Below are 14,266 nucleotides of genomic sequence, written 5' to 3'. Positions count from 1 at the left end.
CGGAGATTTTGGGGAAATATGAAGACAACTGTTCTCCAAATCTGGTTTGCCACATTCATGTCTCATAGGCCGGACATATCGACGCTATGTTGCTTAAAGACCTTACAAAACAAGAGATAATCTCCGCCGAGGGCGATGGGCCAGACGGGGTTGATACTCTTAATATTTCGGGGCTTACTGCTGATAGTCGAGCAGTGGAGCCCGGTTTTGTTTTTGCTGCTCTCAAGGGCGCGAAAGTTGATGGTGCGAAGTTTATTGAGCAGGCCGTAGACGCTGGTGCTGCTGCCATTTTGATTGATGCGGACAGAATTTCTGATGATATCCGCAAGCAAGCCAAACAGGTTCCGCTGGTCGCTGCACAAGATGCGCGCCGGGAGCTTGCTTTGATGGCGGCTGCTTTCTCTGGCAAACAGCCTGAGAAGATGGTTGCTGTGACAGGCACTGCGGGCAAAACGTCTGTTGCTGTTTTCGTGCGTCAGATCTTTGAATATGCCGGGCTGGTTTCTGCTAGTCTTGGAACCATTGGTACTGTCACATCGACAGGGCAGAGCTATGGTGGCTTGACCACACCTGACCCTGCGTCTTTGCATGAAGACCTTAAACGTCTGGCAGAGGATGGGATCACCCATGCGGCCTTGGAAGCGTCCAGTCACGGGTTGGACCAGCATCGTCTTGATGGCGTGCACATTGTTGCAGCTGGCTTTACCAACCTTGGCCGAGACCACATGGACTACCACCCAACGGTGGAAGACTACCTTCAGGCAAAATTGCGTTTGTTCCGCGATCTTTTGCCGGATGATGGTGTGGTTGTTGTTGATCCGGAAACGCAATTTGCTGACCGAGTTCTGGCGATTGCGGAAGAGCGCGGCCTCAAGACGTTTACGACTGGTGTTTTTGGCGATGATCTGAAAGTGCTTAGCGTTCAGCCAGAGGGCTTCAGTCAGGTTCTTGAGCTGGAAACGGCTGAGGGTGTGTTCTCTGTCGCCTTGCCGTTGGCAGGTGATTTTCAGGTGAGCAATGCCCTGATTGCTGCGGGGCTGGCTATTTCTGCTGGTGTGGAGCTTCAAACTGTTCTTGAAGCGCTGACTGTGCTGCGTGGTGCACCGGGCCGGATTGAGCATGTAGGTACACGTGAAAACGGCGCTCTGGTGTTTGTTGATTATGCTCATAAGCCGGAAGCGCTGGAGAATGTGCTTGCAGCCTTGCGCCCATTTGCGGCTGGTCGCCTGATCAGTGTGCTGGGGTGTGGCGGTGATCGGGATGCGGGTAAACGTCCGTTGATGGGCGAGATTTCTGCTCGTCTTGCTGATGTTTCCATTGTGACTGATGATAATCCGCGCACGGAAGATCCTGATAAAATTCGCGAAGAGATTGTTGCTGCTTGTCCTGCGGCCCTTGAGATTGGGGATCGTGCACTTGCCATCCGCCAGGCGGTGAAGATGCTGCAAGAAGGCGATGTGCTTTGTGTGGCCGGTAAGGGGCATGAAACAGGGCAGATTGTTGGAACGGAAGTTCTGCCTTTCTCCGACCATGAAGAAATCCAGAAAGCGCTTGCAGAAGCTTCTGCTGAAAATGGTGGGCCTCCTGTTGCTGAGAGTGATCTGCCTGAGATCTCTCTTGATCTGGATGAGATGGACCTGCTGGCTGACGAAGGTGATGAGCTGGCAGCTGCAGAAGCGCTGGATGATGATGATCTGTTGGCTGCGGTGCAGGCTGGTGTTGAGGAGCTGGAAGATACTCTGCCGGAAAATCGTGATGATGCACGTGATCAAGAGGAAGAAGACTGGCTAGCGCTGGAAGAAGATGTTCTGGGCGCTGATGATCTTGCAGATGCGGAACTGGCTGATGTTGAAAGCCATGATCCTGATTTTGGCAAGGATGGCTTCCCCAATGTTGCGGAAGATACACCAGATGCACTTGAAGACGAGCTGCTGGGTGATCTAGCGGCTATCGAAGCCGAAGCCGAAGCCGAAGCCGAAGCCGAAGCCGAAGAGAAACCTGAAGTCGCTGCAGAGAGTGCTGTTGAGCCGGATGATGTGCCAAACGCAGATGCGGATGCATTTCTTGCGGATGAAGGTCTCGAAGAGGTTGCTCCGGAGGTCACGGAAGATGTATCGCAGTCCACTCAACCCGATGAGCAGGACGGTACAGAAGCAATAGGTGGGTTACCTGCTTCTGAGGAACCTGCTGAGACGGCTGAGACCGCTGCTTTTGAGCGTAAAACCGAAGAAAAACCAAAGCTCAAGTCAGCGATAGACAAGCCTGAGTGGACTATCGTCCCCCATATCAACCTATTGGACCCGGACATTAAGCCGGAATATGAGCGGCAAATGATTGAACTGCCTGAATTAGACCGTGGGCCGCTGTGGCTGCTTAACGATTTTCTGGAGGCAGTAGATGGGGATGTTTACGGTGATCTGAGTGATGACATAACCGGAATCTCCATTGATAGCCGGGTGATCCAACCCGGTGAAGCCTTCTTCGCGATCAAGGGCGAGAACTTTGACGGTCATGCGTTCGCAGGAACAGCTGTTGAGGCCGGTGCTGCTGTGGCTGTTGTTGCGCGTGACAAGCTTGCTGAGCTGCCGGAAGGTGGCCGCTATGTGGCTGTTGATGATGTGCTTCAAGCGTTGGAGCGCCTTGGTGTGGCTGCGCGCGCGCGCTCGAAAGCGCGGATCATCGCGGTTACTGGTTCTGTTGGAAAGACAGGCACGAAAGAAGCTTTGCGTCTCTGCCTGTCCAAGTCCGGTATCACCCATGCACCTGTGGCGAGCTTCAACAACCATTGGGGTGTACCGCTGACATTGGCGCGTATGCATGCTGATACTGAGTTTGGTATTTTCGAGATTGGCATGAACCACCGTGGTGAGATCACGCCACTGGTGAAAATGGTTCGTCCGCATGTGGCAATCGTGACCACTGTGGAGCCGGTGCATCTGGAAGCCTTTAACTCCGTTGAAGATATCGCGCGTGCGAAGGCTGAGATCTTCACTGGCATCGAAAAGGGTGGTGTGGCGATCCTGAACCGGGATAACCGCCAGTATGACTTGCTTCGTTATCTGGCAGCTGTGGCCGGGGTGCGGAACATTGTTAGCTTTGGCATGCAGCCGGGCGCTCAGTCCATTGCCAAAAAAGTGGCTGCAAACCCTGATTGTTCTTGTCTGAATGCCAATATTCTTGGGCAGGAGATTTCCTACAAGATCGGCGCTCCGGGCGCACACCATGTGATCAACTCATTGGGCGTGCTGACTGGGGTTATGGAGCTGGGAGCCAATCTGGCGTTTGCTGGTCTGGCTCTTGCAGAAATGTCTGCACCGAAAGGGCGCGGTGCGCAGACCGTTCTTGATGTGAATGGTGGCACGGCGTTGCTTGTTGACGAGAGCTATAATGCCAATCCGGCGAGTATGCGCGCTGCGATCAATCTGGTGGCTGGTCTGCCCGTTGCGAAGAATGGCCGTCGCATCGCCGTATTGGGAGATATGCTCGAATTAGGTGCAGATTCCGACAAGTTGCACGCAGACCTTGCGCGTGAACTGGAGCGCGCAAAGATCGACGTGGTTTATTGTGTGGGTACTCACATGAAGGTGCTCTGGGACCTGTTGCCTGCACAGACCAGAGGCGCCTATTCAGAGACCTCCGACAAACTGGAAAAAGACCTGTTGTCGGAAGTGCGTCCCAACGACATCGTGATGGTAAAGGGCTCCCTTGGAACCCGTATGGGTCCACTTGTGGATGCCTTGAAGAAACGTTTTCCTGAACCGGCTGCAACCGGTAAGTCCTGAGGTTGACTAAATGCTATATTTGCTGGCGGAGCTTTCAGAGGTTTATCCTTCCCTGTCTGCGCTGAATGTTTTTAAATACATTACGTTCCGTACCGGCGGCGCGATTATGACTGCTTTGTTGTTTGTGTTCCTGTTTGGCCCACGCATCATTGATGCGCTGCGTTCGCGTCAGGGACATGGACAGCCAATTCGTGAAGACGGGCCTGCGAGCCATCTGCTGACAAAAAAGGGTACGCCTACCATGGGCGGCCTGATGATCCTTTCCGGGATGATTGTTGCGACGCTGTTGTGGGCTGACCTTCGCAATCCCTACACCTGGATTGTTCTGGGTGTGACTGTCGGTTTTGGCCTCATTGGTTTTTATGATGACTATCTGAAAGTCACCAAGTCTTCGCACAAAGGCTTTGGCGGTAAAGCGCGTTTGGGTCTTGAGTTCCTGATTGCGGGTCTTGCGGCTTTTGCGGTGACGCTTCTGGATGCCGAGCCATTTTCCACCAGCATCGGTTTTCCGTTCTTTAAAGAGCTGACGCTGAACCTTGGTCTGTTCTTCATCCCATTCGCTGCCTTTGTTGTTGTTGGCGCGGGCAATGCGGTGAACCTGACTGATGGTCTGGATGGTCTTGCAATTGTGCCGGTGATGATTGCTGCTGCCGCGTTTGGTCTGGTCGCATACCTGACTGGTAATGCTGTGTTCTCCAGCTATCTGCAGATCCACCATGTGGCGGGCACTGGTGAGCTTGCTGTTGTGTGTGGTGCGGTGATTGGGGCTGGGCTTGGGTTCTTATGGTTCAACGCTCCACCTGCTGCGATTTTTATGGGTGACACAGGCTCTCTTGCTCTGGGCGGTATGCTGGGGGCGATTGCTGTTGCGACCAAGCACGAGATTGTTCTGGCGATCATCGGTGGTCTGTTTGTGCTGGAAGCGGTTTCTGTGATTGTGCAGGTGGCGTCGTTCAAGCTGACTGGCAAGCGTGTGTTCCGCATGGCGCCAATTCACCACCACTTTGAGCACCTGGGCTGGACTGAGAGCCAGGTGGTTATTCGTTTCTGGATCATTGCTGTTGTGCTGGCCCTTGTTGGTCTTGCCACACTGAAGCTGCGCTAGGAGGTTCGACACATGATCCCTATCCGTCATCTTGCAGGCAAAGAAGTCGCATTGTTCGGGCTCGGAGGGTCCGGGCTCGTGACTGCGCGTGCGCTTGAGGCTGGCGGGGCTCGGGTTGATGTGTGGGACGATAATGAGGCCAGTGTTGCCACGGCTGAAGAATACGGGCTTGCTGCCATTGACCTGCGTGATGCGGATATGTCCCGCTACGCAGCGCTGGTTGTTGCGCCGGGTGTTCCGCTGACGCATCCGACACCGCACTGGAGTGTGGCGCGGGCGAGACAAGCTGGTATTCCGGTGATTGGGGATGTGGAGCTTTTTGTGAATGAGCGGGAAGCGGTTTGTCCGGAGGCACCGTTTGTTGCCATTACTGGTACCAACGGTAAATCCACCACGACTGCGCTGATCTCGCATGTGCTTAAAGAATGCGGCATGGATGTTCAGATGGGGGGCAATATTGGCCGTCCGGTTCTGGACCTTGAAGAGTTTTCCGAGGATCGCGTCTATGTGGTTGAGGTCTCCTCCTACCAGATCGATCTTGCCCCAAGTCTTGTGCCGGATATCGGGGTGATGATGAACCTGTCGCCGGACCATCTGGACCGGCATGGGAACATGGAGAATTATGCGTCCATCAAAGAGCGGATTGTTAAAGCGGCGCGTTTGGCTGTTGTCGGCGTGGACGATGAGTACAGCGCTGCCATTGCTCAGCGCCGGGCAGAAAGCGGTGAGCCGGTTGAGCTGATCTCTTGTCTGGGGCCTGTCGAGTTTGGCGTTTATGCTGAAGACGGCAAGGTCTTTGAGGTTTTTGATGAAGAGCAGGTGGTTGTGGCTGACCTGTCCTCCTCCAACACTTTGCGTGGCTCTCACAACGGACAAAATGCTTCTGCCGCTGTTGCGGTTTGTGCTGCGCTTGGGCTGGAGCTTGACGAGATTGCGGGGGCGCTTGCGACCTTCCCGGGTCTTGCGCATCGTTTGATGCTGGTTGCTGAAGCAGGCAAGGTTTTGTTTGTGAATGACAGCAAGGCAACCAATGCGGAAGCTGCTGCCCATGGGTTGGCAGCGTTTGACCGGATTTACTGGATTGCTGGTGGTCGTCCCAAAGCGGGCGGGATCTCTTCGCTTAAAGCCTACTTCCCGAAAGTCGTGAAGGCTTATCTGATTGGGGAAGCGGCGGAAGAGTTTGAGCAAGAGCTTGCCGGTGCTGTTGAGGCGCACAAGTTTGGCTCTCTGGAGCTGGCTGTTGAGGCGGCGGCACAAGATGCTGCACGGGATCAGAGCAGTGAGGCGGTGGTTTTGCTGTCTCCGGCCTGTGCCTCGTTTGACCAGTTCAAGAGCTTTGAAGTTCGCGGGGATGCATTTGTGAGCGCGGCTGTTGCTGCTGCCAAAATGCTGAAAGGTGAGGGAGCACGCTGATGGTATCACGTACGGATCGCAGTGCATTTGCAGAATGGCTCTGGACGATTGACCGTTACATGCTGATCGGCATCTTCACGCTGATGGTGTCCGGTCTGGTGTTGTCTCTTGCCGCGAGCCCTCCTGTTGCTGAACGCCTTGGGCTCGAGAGCTTTTACTTCGTGAAGAAGCAGGCGCTTTTCCTTATTCCAAGCGCTGCCGTGATGCTGGGCGTTTCTGCGCTTTCCCCGCGCTATATCCGCCGGGTGGCACTGGTGGTGTTCTGCGTGATGCTGGTGCTGTTGTTGGGCACGCTGTTTTTCGGGTCTGACATTAAAGGCGCGCGGCGCTGGGTGAGCTTGTTTGGTATTTCCATTCAGCCGTCAGAGTTTATCAAGCCAGTGCTGGTGGTAATCATTGCGTTTCTGTTGTCTGAGGGGCGTAAAGCCCAGGACATTCCGGGGCAGCTGATCTCCATTCTTCTGTTCGGCATTGTGGCCGCCATGCTGGTGGCGCAGCCTGACTTTGGGCAGACCATGCTGCTGACCATTGTGCTGTTTGCGCTGTTCTTCCTGAACGGGTTGTCCTGGCTGGCGATTGTGCCGCTTGGGATCATGGGCATTCTTGGCGTTGCTGCGGGCTTTACGTATCTGCCGCACGTTCGCGGGCGCATCATGCGTTTTCTGGATCCGTCTTCCGGTGACACTTACCAGATCGATAAAGCGATCGACTCCTTCATTGCCGGGGGGTGGCTAGGCCGCGGTGTGGGTGAAGGTACGGTGAAACGAATTTTGCCCGATAGCCATACGGACTTCATTTTTGCGGTGGCTGCGGAAGAATACGGCATCATCGTTTGTGTGGTGCTGGTGACCGTTTTTGCATTCGTTGTGCTGCGTGGTCTTTACATGGCAACACAGGATCAGGATCCGTTTGGCCGTCTGGCGTCTTCCGGTCTTATCGTCATGTTTGGCCTGCAAAGCACCATCAACATGGCGGTGAACCTCAATCTAATGCCTGCGAAGGGAATGACCCTTCCGTTGATCTCATCAGGTGTGTCGTCGTTGATGGCGATTTCCCTGACGATGGGTTTTGTGCTGGCGCTGACGCGGAAACGCCCGCAACCGCGTAAGAACCCGATTATTACCGTTACCCGTGCTGCCCCTGTGCAGCCTGCCTAAAAGAGTTTTGCCTGTGTCGGAGAGTGAAATGAAGCCAAAGATTATGCTCACTGCTGGAGGAACGGGTGGCCACCTGTTTCCTGCACAAGCGCTGGCCTGTGAGCTGAAGCGCCGTGGGTATGGTGTTGAGCTGATCACGGACAGTCGCGCAGACAAGTATGGCAGCGCGTTTCCGGCAGATAACGTGCATCTGGTCAAGAGCGATACCATTCGCGGCAAGAACCCGATTTCTCTCGCCAAAACGGCGATCAAGCTTGGTTTGGGTACGTTGCAGGCCATGAAAGCAATCCGCGCTGCTAAACCTGCTGCGATTGTTGGCTTTGGCGGATATCCGACCTTTCCGCCAATGTTTGCTGGCCGTCTCTTAAGCGTTCCATCCATTTTGCATGAAGCCAATGCTGTGATGGGCCGGGCGAACCGGATGCTGGCCAAAGGCGCAACTGCGGTTGCGACCAGTTTTCCGCTAAAAACGCTGCCTGCTGATCTGGCTGCTAAAGCGACGATGACCGGCAATCCACTGCGTGACAATGTGATTGCGGTGTGTGGTCAGACTTATAACGCACCTGAAAAAGGTGGCGCTTTTCATCTGCTGGTGTTTGGTGGCTCGCAGGGAGCGCGTGTATTCTCTCAGATTTTGCCGGCTGCGTTGAAGCTGATGGCACCAGAAGATCGCGAGCAGCTGGTCGTTGTGCAGCAGGCGCGACCTGAAGATCTGGAGGGGCTTGAAAGCTCTTATCGCGAGATGGGTGTTGCCGCGCAGGTGGCGTCTTTCTTTACTGATTTGCCTGAGCGCATTGCGGCGGCTCATTTGGTTATCAGCCGTTCCGGTGCTGGTACTGTATGCGAGCTGGCAGCGATTGGGCGTCCTTCAATTTTAGTGCCTTTACCGGGTGCTCTTGATAACGATCAGGGCATGAATGCGAATGTGCTTGCTGAGGCAGGCGGTGCATGGCCGATCCCACAAAAAAAACTTGATCCGCAACGACTGGCCCGTGAGCTGAAAGAACTCATGGATAATCCGGGCCGTCTTGCACAGGCAGCACACGCAGCACAGGCGCAGGGCGCGCCGGAAGCTGTACAGCGCCTCGCGGATCTGACCGAAACACTTGTTGGTGCTGCACCGGCAACTGAACAGAAAGAGATTGCCTCATGAAAATGCCAGTAGACATTGGGGGAGTACACTTCGTCGGTATCGGCGGCATTGGCATGAGCGGTATTGCCGAGGTGCTGCATAATCTTGGCTACCGTGTTCAGGGCTCTGACATGTCCGAGAATGCAAATGTGCAGCGTTTGCGTGATAAGGGCATCAAGGTCATGGTGGGTCATGCTGCCGAGAACCTTGAGGGCGCTGATGTTTGTGTCATCTCTTCCGCAATTAAAGGCAGCAATGTTGAGCTGAAGGCTGCACGCGAAAACAACATGCCTGTTGTGCGCCGCGCTGAAATGCTGGCGGAGCTGATGCGCTTCAAGCAGGCGATTGCCATTGGCGGCACGCACGGTAAAACGACGACAACCTCCATGGTTGCGGCGCTGCTGGATGCTGGTCATATGGACCCGACTGTTATCAATGGCGGTATCATCAACGCTTACGGCACCAATGCCCGCATGGGTGAGGGTGACTGGATGGTGGTTGAAGCGGACGAGTCCGACGGGACATTCGTCAAGCTTCCTGCTGATATTGCTGTGGTGACCAACATCGATCCTGAGCATCTTGATCACTACGGCGATTTTGATGGTGTCCGTGCTGCGTTCGCCCAGTTCGTTGAGAATGTTCCGTTTTACGGTTTTGCGGTTATGTGTCTGGATCACCCAGAGGTGCAGAGCCTTGTGGGCCAGATTGAAGACCGCCGGATCATCACTTACGGCACCAACCCGCAGTCAGATGTTCGCTTTACTGATGTCTCCACCAAGGGTGGCAAGTCCATCTTCACCGTGATCATTCATGATCGCCGCGGGGACAAGGTAACTGAGCTGAAAGATCTGGTGCTGCCAATGCCGGGTCTGCACAATGTGTCCAATGCGACGGCTGCAATTGCTCTGGCGCATTCTCTCGGTATTTCTGATGCGAACATCCGCAAGGGGCTGGCAAGCTTTGGCGGAGTGAAGCGTCGCTTTACGCACACTGGCTCCTGGAACGACGTAGAGTTCTTTGATGACTACGCGCACCATCCGGTAGAGATTAAGTCCGTCTTGCATGCGGCGCGTGAGGCAGCTGAAGGTAAGGTGGTTGCTGTGATGCAGCCCCACCGCTTTACGCGTTTGGAGAGTCTGTTTGACGATTTCTGTGCTTGCTTCAATGATGCAGACAAGGTTGTGATTACACCTGTGTTTGCGGCTGGTGAGCAGCCGATTGAAGGGGCTGGTCAGGTTGATCTGATTTCCGGTCTGCGTGCTGGTGGTCACCGTTCGGTTCACAGCATTGCCGGTCCTGATGAGCTGGCTGGTAAGATTGCGGAGCTGGCGGAGCCGGGTGATCTGGTGATTTGCCTTGGTGCAGGGAACATTACCCAGTGGGCTTACAAGTTGCCTGTAGAGCTGGAAGCGCTCTCTCCTAAAGGAGAGACTGTATGAGCCAAACTGTAAGCTACCCTGATCTCCTGCCGCTTCTTGGTGATGCTGTCGAAGACATTCGTGGTCGTCTTATTCCGAACCAGCTGCTTTCTGCTGTGACATGGTTCCGTGTGGGTGGCCCTGCACAGTTGATGTTCCAGCCTGCGGATGAGGCAGATCTGGCTGTGTTCATGAAAGCACTGCCTGAGGATGTGCCGGTGACTGTGGTTGGGCTTGGTTCCAACTTGCTGGTGCGTGATGGTGGCATTGAAGGCGTTGTTATTCGTCTGCCAATCCGCGGGTTTGGTCAGGTTGAATACCTTGGCGGCCATAAGTTGCGGGCAGGGGCGTGCGTTCCTGACAAGAAGCTGGCGGAAGACGCGGCCAAGACGGGCACGGGTGGATTTGCATTCTACACCGGTATTCCGGGTGCTGTTGGTGGCGCCTTGCGCATGAATGCAGGGGCTCATGGGACAGAGACAAAGGACCGCGTTGTTAACGTTAATGCGGTGACACGATCCGGCGAAATCCTCACTCTTTCCAATGAGGAAATGGGCTATGCGTATCGTCATTCTTCTGCCTCTAAGGACCTGATTTTTACCAGTGCGGTGTTTGAAGGTTTTGCGCAGAGTGAAGATGAGATCCGCGCGGAAATGGCTGAAGTTGTTGCTCATCGTGAGAAAGCGCAGCCCATTCGCGAGAAAACCGGTGGTTCCACTTTCAAAAATCCTGACGGCAACAGTGCCTGGAAGGTGGTTGATGCGGCTGGATGTCGTGGATTGCAGATCGGCGGCGCAAAAATGTCGGAATTACACTGCAACTTTATGTTGAACGTTGCAGACGCTACCGCTCACGATTTGGAAATGCTTGGCGAGACTGTTCGCCGGGATGCTCTGGCAAAGACAGGGACGCGTCTGGAATGGGAAATCAAGCGTCTTGGGGCGTTTGTGGACGGAGCGGCGATTGAGCCGTTTTTGGGTAAAGCGGGCTAATTCCGTTCACGTGTTGTTTTAGGCGTTTAAATCAGGATTGGGTTTTGTGATGACCAAGCATGTTGCAGTTTTGATGGGTGGATGGGTTGCTGAGCGGCCTGTTTCTCTGTCTTCAGGCAAAGACTGTGCGGACGCTCTGGAAGCGGCTGGTTATCAGATCACGCGTGTGGATGTTGACCGCAACATTTCTGCTGTGCTTCAGGAACTGAAACCAGACGTGGCATTCAATGCGCTGCATGGGCCGTTTGGCGAAGACGGGGCTATTCAGGGTATTCTGGAAGTGCTCGATATTCCCTACACCCATTCCGGGGTGATGTCGTCTGCGCTTGCCATGCATAAGGAAAAGGCGAAGGCCGTGATGAAGGCTGCCGGTGTTCCGGTTGCCAATGCCATTGTGGCCAGCCGCGCTGATGCTGCGCGCCGTCATGTGATGGAACCGCCTTATGTGATCAAACCAATCAACGAAGGATCGTCCTTCGGTGTGCTGATTGTGAAGGAGGGGCAAGAGTATCCTCCGCAGGAATTGACACGCGAAGATTGGCAGTATGGTGATTTGCTCATGGTCGAGCGTTACATCCCAGGCCGCGAATTGACGTGCGCGGTGATGGGTGATGTGGCGTTAGGGGTACTAGAAATTGTACCGCTGGGTCACACTTATTACGATTATGATGCAAAATACGTCCCAGGCGGTTCACAACACATACTTCCTGCGGAAATTTTACCATCTGTTTACCAAGAAATACAAAAATCAAGTCTCAAGGCACATCAGGCTCTGGGGTGTCGCGGCGTTACACGCGCTGACTTCCGTTTTAACGAAGGACCCGGTGGCCTAGGAGAACTGATTTGTCTTGAGGTGAACACTCAACCCGGCATGACGCCAACATCACTGCTCCCGGAAATCGCGGCACATGCCGGACATGATTTTCAAGAATTGGTGAGTTGGATCGTGGAGGACGCAAGTTGCGGAAGATAAAGGCAAAATTTGATGCATTGCGGGAACGCACAGGCATCTGGAGCTATCGCTTCAGAAGTCGTGGCGTATCGCGTTTGCACCAGAGACCCGCTTGGGGGGTCACTGGATTTTTTGCACTTATCCCATCCTGGGCACCAACTGCGGGCGCTTTTGGCTTCCTTGCATTGTCCGCTGCTTATGGCATTACGCTGGGTGGACACGCCCGTAATGTGAGCGAATCAGTTACATCCTCCGTCGGTTTCGCGGTGAATGAGATCAAAATGGAAGGTTTGCAGCGTGTTACCGAGTTTCAGGTGCTGGAAGCGCTTGAACTTCACGAACGCCCTTCTTTGATGTTGTTTGATGCGGCTGACGCAAAAGAGCGTCTGGAAGGTATTGCCTGGATCCGGAATGCGGCCATCCAGAAGTTCTACCCCGGTACGCTGCGTGTGATGATCAAAGAGCAAGAGCCTTATGCGCTCTGGCAGCGTGGGGACATTACGTCTGTCATCACCAAAAAAGGCGAGGTCATCACCGATGAGGTGGATGGCCGTTATGCGAATTTGCTTCGCGTGGTCAATCACGGTGCGCAGTTGCGTGCTGGTGAGATCATGAGCGAGCTGGACAATTTCCCAGGTATCCGTGCCCGGGTGCGCGCTGCAAAGCTGCGCTCCGAACGACGCTGGGATCTTGCCCTGGAAAACGGAATTACAGTGCGTCTGCCAGAATTTGATGTTGGCGATGCGCTGGCGGAACTTAAGAAGCTGGATGATCAAGGTGGTTTGCTCTCCCGCGATATCGTCGCGGTGGACCTGCGTTTGCAGGATCGCGTTGTGGTGCGTCTTTCGGATGACGCCGCCATTCGCCGCAAAACCACCATCGAGCAACGGGGTACGCCCTCCAACTCCGGGAGGGACACATGAGCTCGAATAAGAACGTGATTTTTCTGCCGCGGATGCGGCCTTTGCCGAGCCGCAGATCTGTTGTGGTTTCTGTGCTGGACGTCGGCTCCACGAAAGTGTGCTGTATTATCGCGAAATTGGTGCCTGGTGATGAAGAAGACCTGATGCCGGGCCGTTCGCATGGCATTGAGGTGCTGGGATACGGGTATCAGGCGTCTGCAGGCATGAAGTCCGGCGTTGTTGTGGACATGGATCAGGCTGAGCAGGCGATCCGCCGCGCTGTTGATCAGGCCGAGCGTATGGCTGGTGTGATGGTGGAAACGCTGCTGGTGACCGTCAGCTGTGGTCGTCTGCAGAGCGAGATCTTCTCCGCCACTGTGCCGCTTGGAACTGAAGGTGTGACTGAGGCCGATATTCAGCGTGTGCTGGCGGCGGGTTCTACCCATACGGCGACTGAGGGACGGGCGGTGATGCATGCGCTGCCGATCTCCTACGGGCTGGATGGCAACCGCGGCATTCGTGATCCGCGCGGCATGATGGGCCGCAAGCTGGGCGTGGACATGCAGGTGGTTTCTGCAGAAGTACCGCCGGTGCGTAATCTGGAGCTTTGTATCGAACGTGGACACCTGCAAGTGGAGTCACTGGTTGCGACGCCTTATGCAGCAGGACTTTCCACGCTGGTAGAAGACGAGATTGAGCTGGGTGTTGCCTGTATTGATATGGGTGGTGGCACAACCACGCTTTCGATTTTTGTTGATGGTCAGATGGTGCATCTGGATGCGCTGGCTGTTGGCGGTAATCACGTCACCATGGACGTGGCGCGCGCGCTCTCCACACGGATGGAAGCTGCTGAGCGTTTGAAAGTTTTACATGGGTCTGCGCTGCCAAGTGTGGTGGATGACCGTGATTTTATTCAGGTGCCGCCCGTGGATACGGATGGCGATCTGCCAACGCAGATCCCCCGGGCGATGCTGACGCGGGTTATTCGCCCGCGCGTTGAAGAGATATTGGAGATGGTGCGAGACCGGATTGTCGCTTCTGGTTTTGCAGGCCGAGTGGGTAAACGTGTTGTGCTGACAGGCGGGGGCAGTCAGTTGACTGGCCTTTCTGAAACGGCACGACGCATTCTTGGGCGCAGTGTGCGTCTGGGGCGTCCGCTGGGTATTTCCGGTTTGCCAGAGGAAGCCAAGGGTCCGGCGTTCTCGGCAGCTGTGGGCCTGCTGATTTATCCGCAGGTGGCGCAGATTGAGCAATTCGAACCCCGGCACCAACGCCGCGGCCTTAAAGGGCGCGGGAGCTATCTGGCTCGGGTTGGTCAGTGGATTAGAGAAAGTTTCTAGTGGGGATCGCATAACCCCCACTATCACGAGTTTCGCCAGATGCGGCGGACGCACGAGAGGAAGAACGACATGC

Annotated in this window: 10 protein-coding genes; all 10 read left to right on the top strand. The window is 54.9% G+C overall.

Annotated elements, in window-relative coordinates; all coding sequences use genetic code 11:
• The first annotated feature begins 86 nt into the window (after positions 1-86).
• The 10 genes from PsAD13_RS28600 to ftsA are packed head-to-tail and all read left to right on the top strand — an operon-like array spanning position 87 to position 14,193.
• Positions 87-3,782: a UDP-N-acetylmuramoylalanyl-D-glutamyl-2,6-diaminopimelate--D-alanyl-D-alanine ligase gene (locus PsAD13_RS28600; protein ID WP_063319478.1), complete on the top strand. Its 3,696-nt coding sequence runs from the start codon at positions 87-89 to the stop codon at positions 3,780-3,782.
• Positions 3,783-3,792: 10 nt separating this feature from the next.
• Positions 3,793-4,887, top strand: coding sequence for a phospho-N-acetylmuramoyl-pentapeptide-transferase (mraY, locus tag PsAD13_RS21985; protein WP_063289943.1), 1,095 nt, complete (start codon positions 3,793-3,795; stop codon positions 4,885-4,887).
• 12 nt (positions 4,888-4,899) lie between these two features.
• A complete protein-coding gene (gene murD, locus PsAD13_RS21980) occupies positions 4,900-6,300 on the top strand; it encodes a UDP-N-acetylmuramoyl-L-alanine--D-glutamate ligase (protein ID WP_063319477.1) in 1,401 nt (466 codons plus the stop codon).
• Complete coding sequence (locus tag PsAD13_RS21975; RefSeq protein ID WP_057465725.1) at positions 6,300-7,457, top strand: putative peptidoglycan glycosyltransferase FtsW; 1,158 nt, start codon at positions 6,300-6,302, stop codon at positions 7,455-7,457. The genes murD and PsAD13_RS21975 overlap by 1 nt, the downstream gene beginning before the upstream one ends.
• A gap of 28 nt (positions 7,458-7,485) precedes the next feature.
• Positions 7,486-8,610, top strand: coding sequence for an undecaprenyldiphospho-muramoylpentapeptide beta-N-acetylglucosaminyltransferase (murG, locus tag PsAD13_RS21970; protein WP_063319476.1), 1,125 nt, complete (start codon positions 7,486-7,488; stop codon positions 8,608-8,610).
• Complete coding sequence (gene murC, locus PsAD13_RS21965) at positions 8,607-10,028, top strand: UDP-N-acetylmuramate--L-alanine ligase (RefSeq protein ID WP_063319475.1); 1,422 nt, start codon at positions 8,607-8,609, stop codon at positions 10,026-10,028. The genes murG and murC overlap by 4 nt, the downstream gene beginning before the upstream one ends.
• Positions 10,025-10,999 carry a UDP-N-acetylmuramate dehydrogenase gene (murB, locus tag PsAD13_RS21960; RefSeq protein WP_063319474.1) on the top strand — a complete coding sequence of 325 codons (975 nt, stop codon included), beginning with the start codon at positions 10,025-10,027 and terminating at the stop codon, positions 10,997-10,999. The genes murC and murB overlap by 4 nt, the downstream gene beginning before the upstream one ends.
• A 46-nt stretch (positions 11,000-11,045) precedes the next feature.
• On the top strand, positions 11,046-11,972 hold the full coding sequence (locus PsAD13_RS21955) for a D-alanine--D-alanine ligase (protein ID WP_208986870.1): 927 nt from the start codon (positions 11,046-11,048) through the stop codon (positions 11,970-11,972).
• Positions 11,960-12,874 carry a cell division protein FtsQ/DivIB gene (locus PsAD13_RS21950; protein ID WP_208986869.1) on the top strand — a complete coding sequence of 305 codons (915 nt, stop codon included), beginning with the start codon at positions 11,960-11,962 and terminating at the stop codon, positions 12,872-12,874. Before PsAD13_RS21955 ends, PsAD13_RS21950 begins: the two co-directional genes overlap by 13 nt.
• The gene (gene ftsA / locus PsAD13_RS21945) at positions 12,871-14,193 is read left to right on the top strand and encodes a cell division protein FtsA (RefSeq protein ID WP_063289938.1); all 1,323 of its coding nucleotides are present in this window, start codon (positions 12,871-12,873) and stop codon (positions 14,191-14,193) included. Before PsAD13_RS21950 ends, ftsA begins: the two co-directional genes overlap by 4 nt.
• The last annotated feature ends 73 nt before the right edge of the window (positions 14,194-14,266 follow it).

The sequence above is a fragment of the Pseudovibrio sp. Ad13 genome, assembly GCF_001623225.1.
Taxonomy (GTDB): domain Bacteria; phylum Pseudomonadota; class Alphaproteobacteria; order Rhizobiales; family Stappiaceae; genus Pseudovibrio.
The sequence above is the reverse complement of the archived record's forward strand: the minus strand, read 5'-3'. Positions and strand labels throughout refer to the sequence as shown.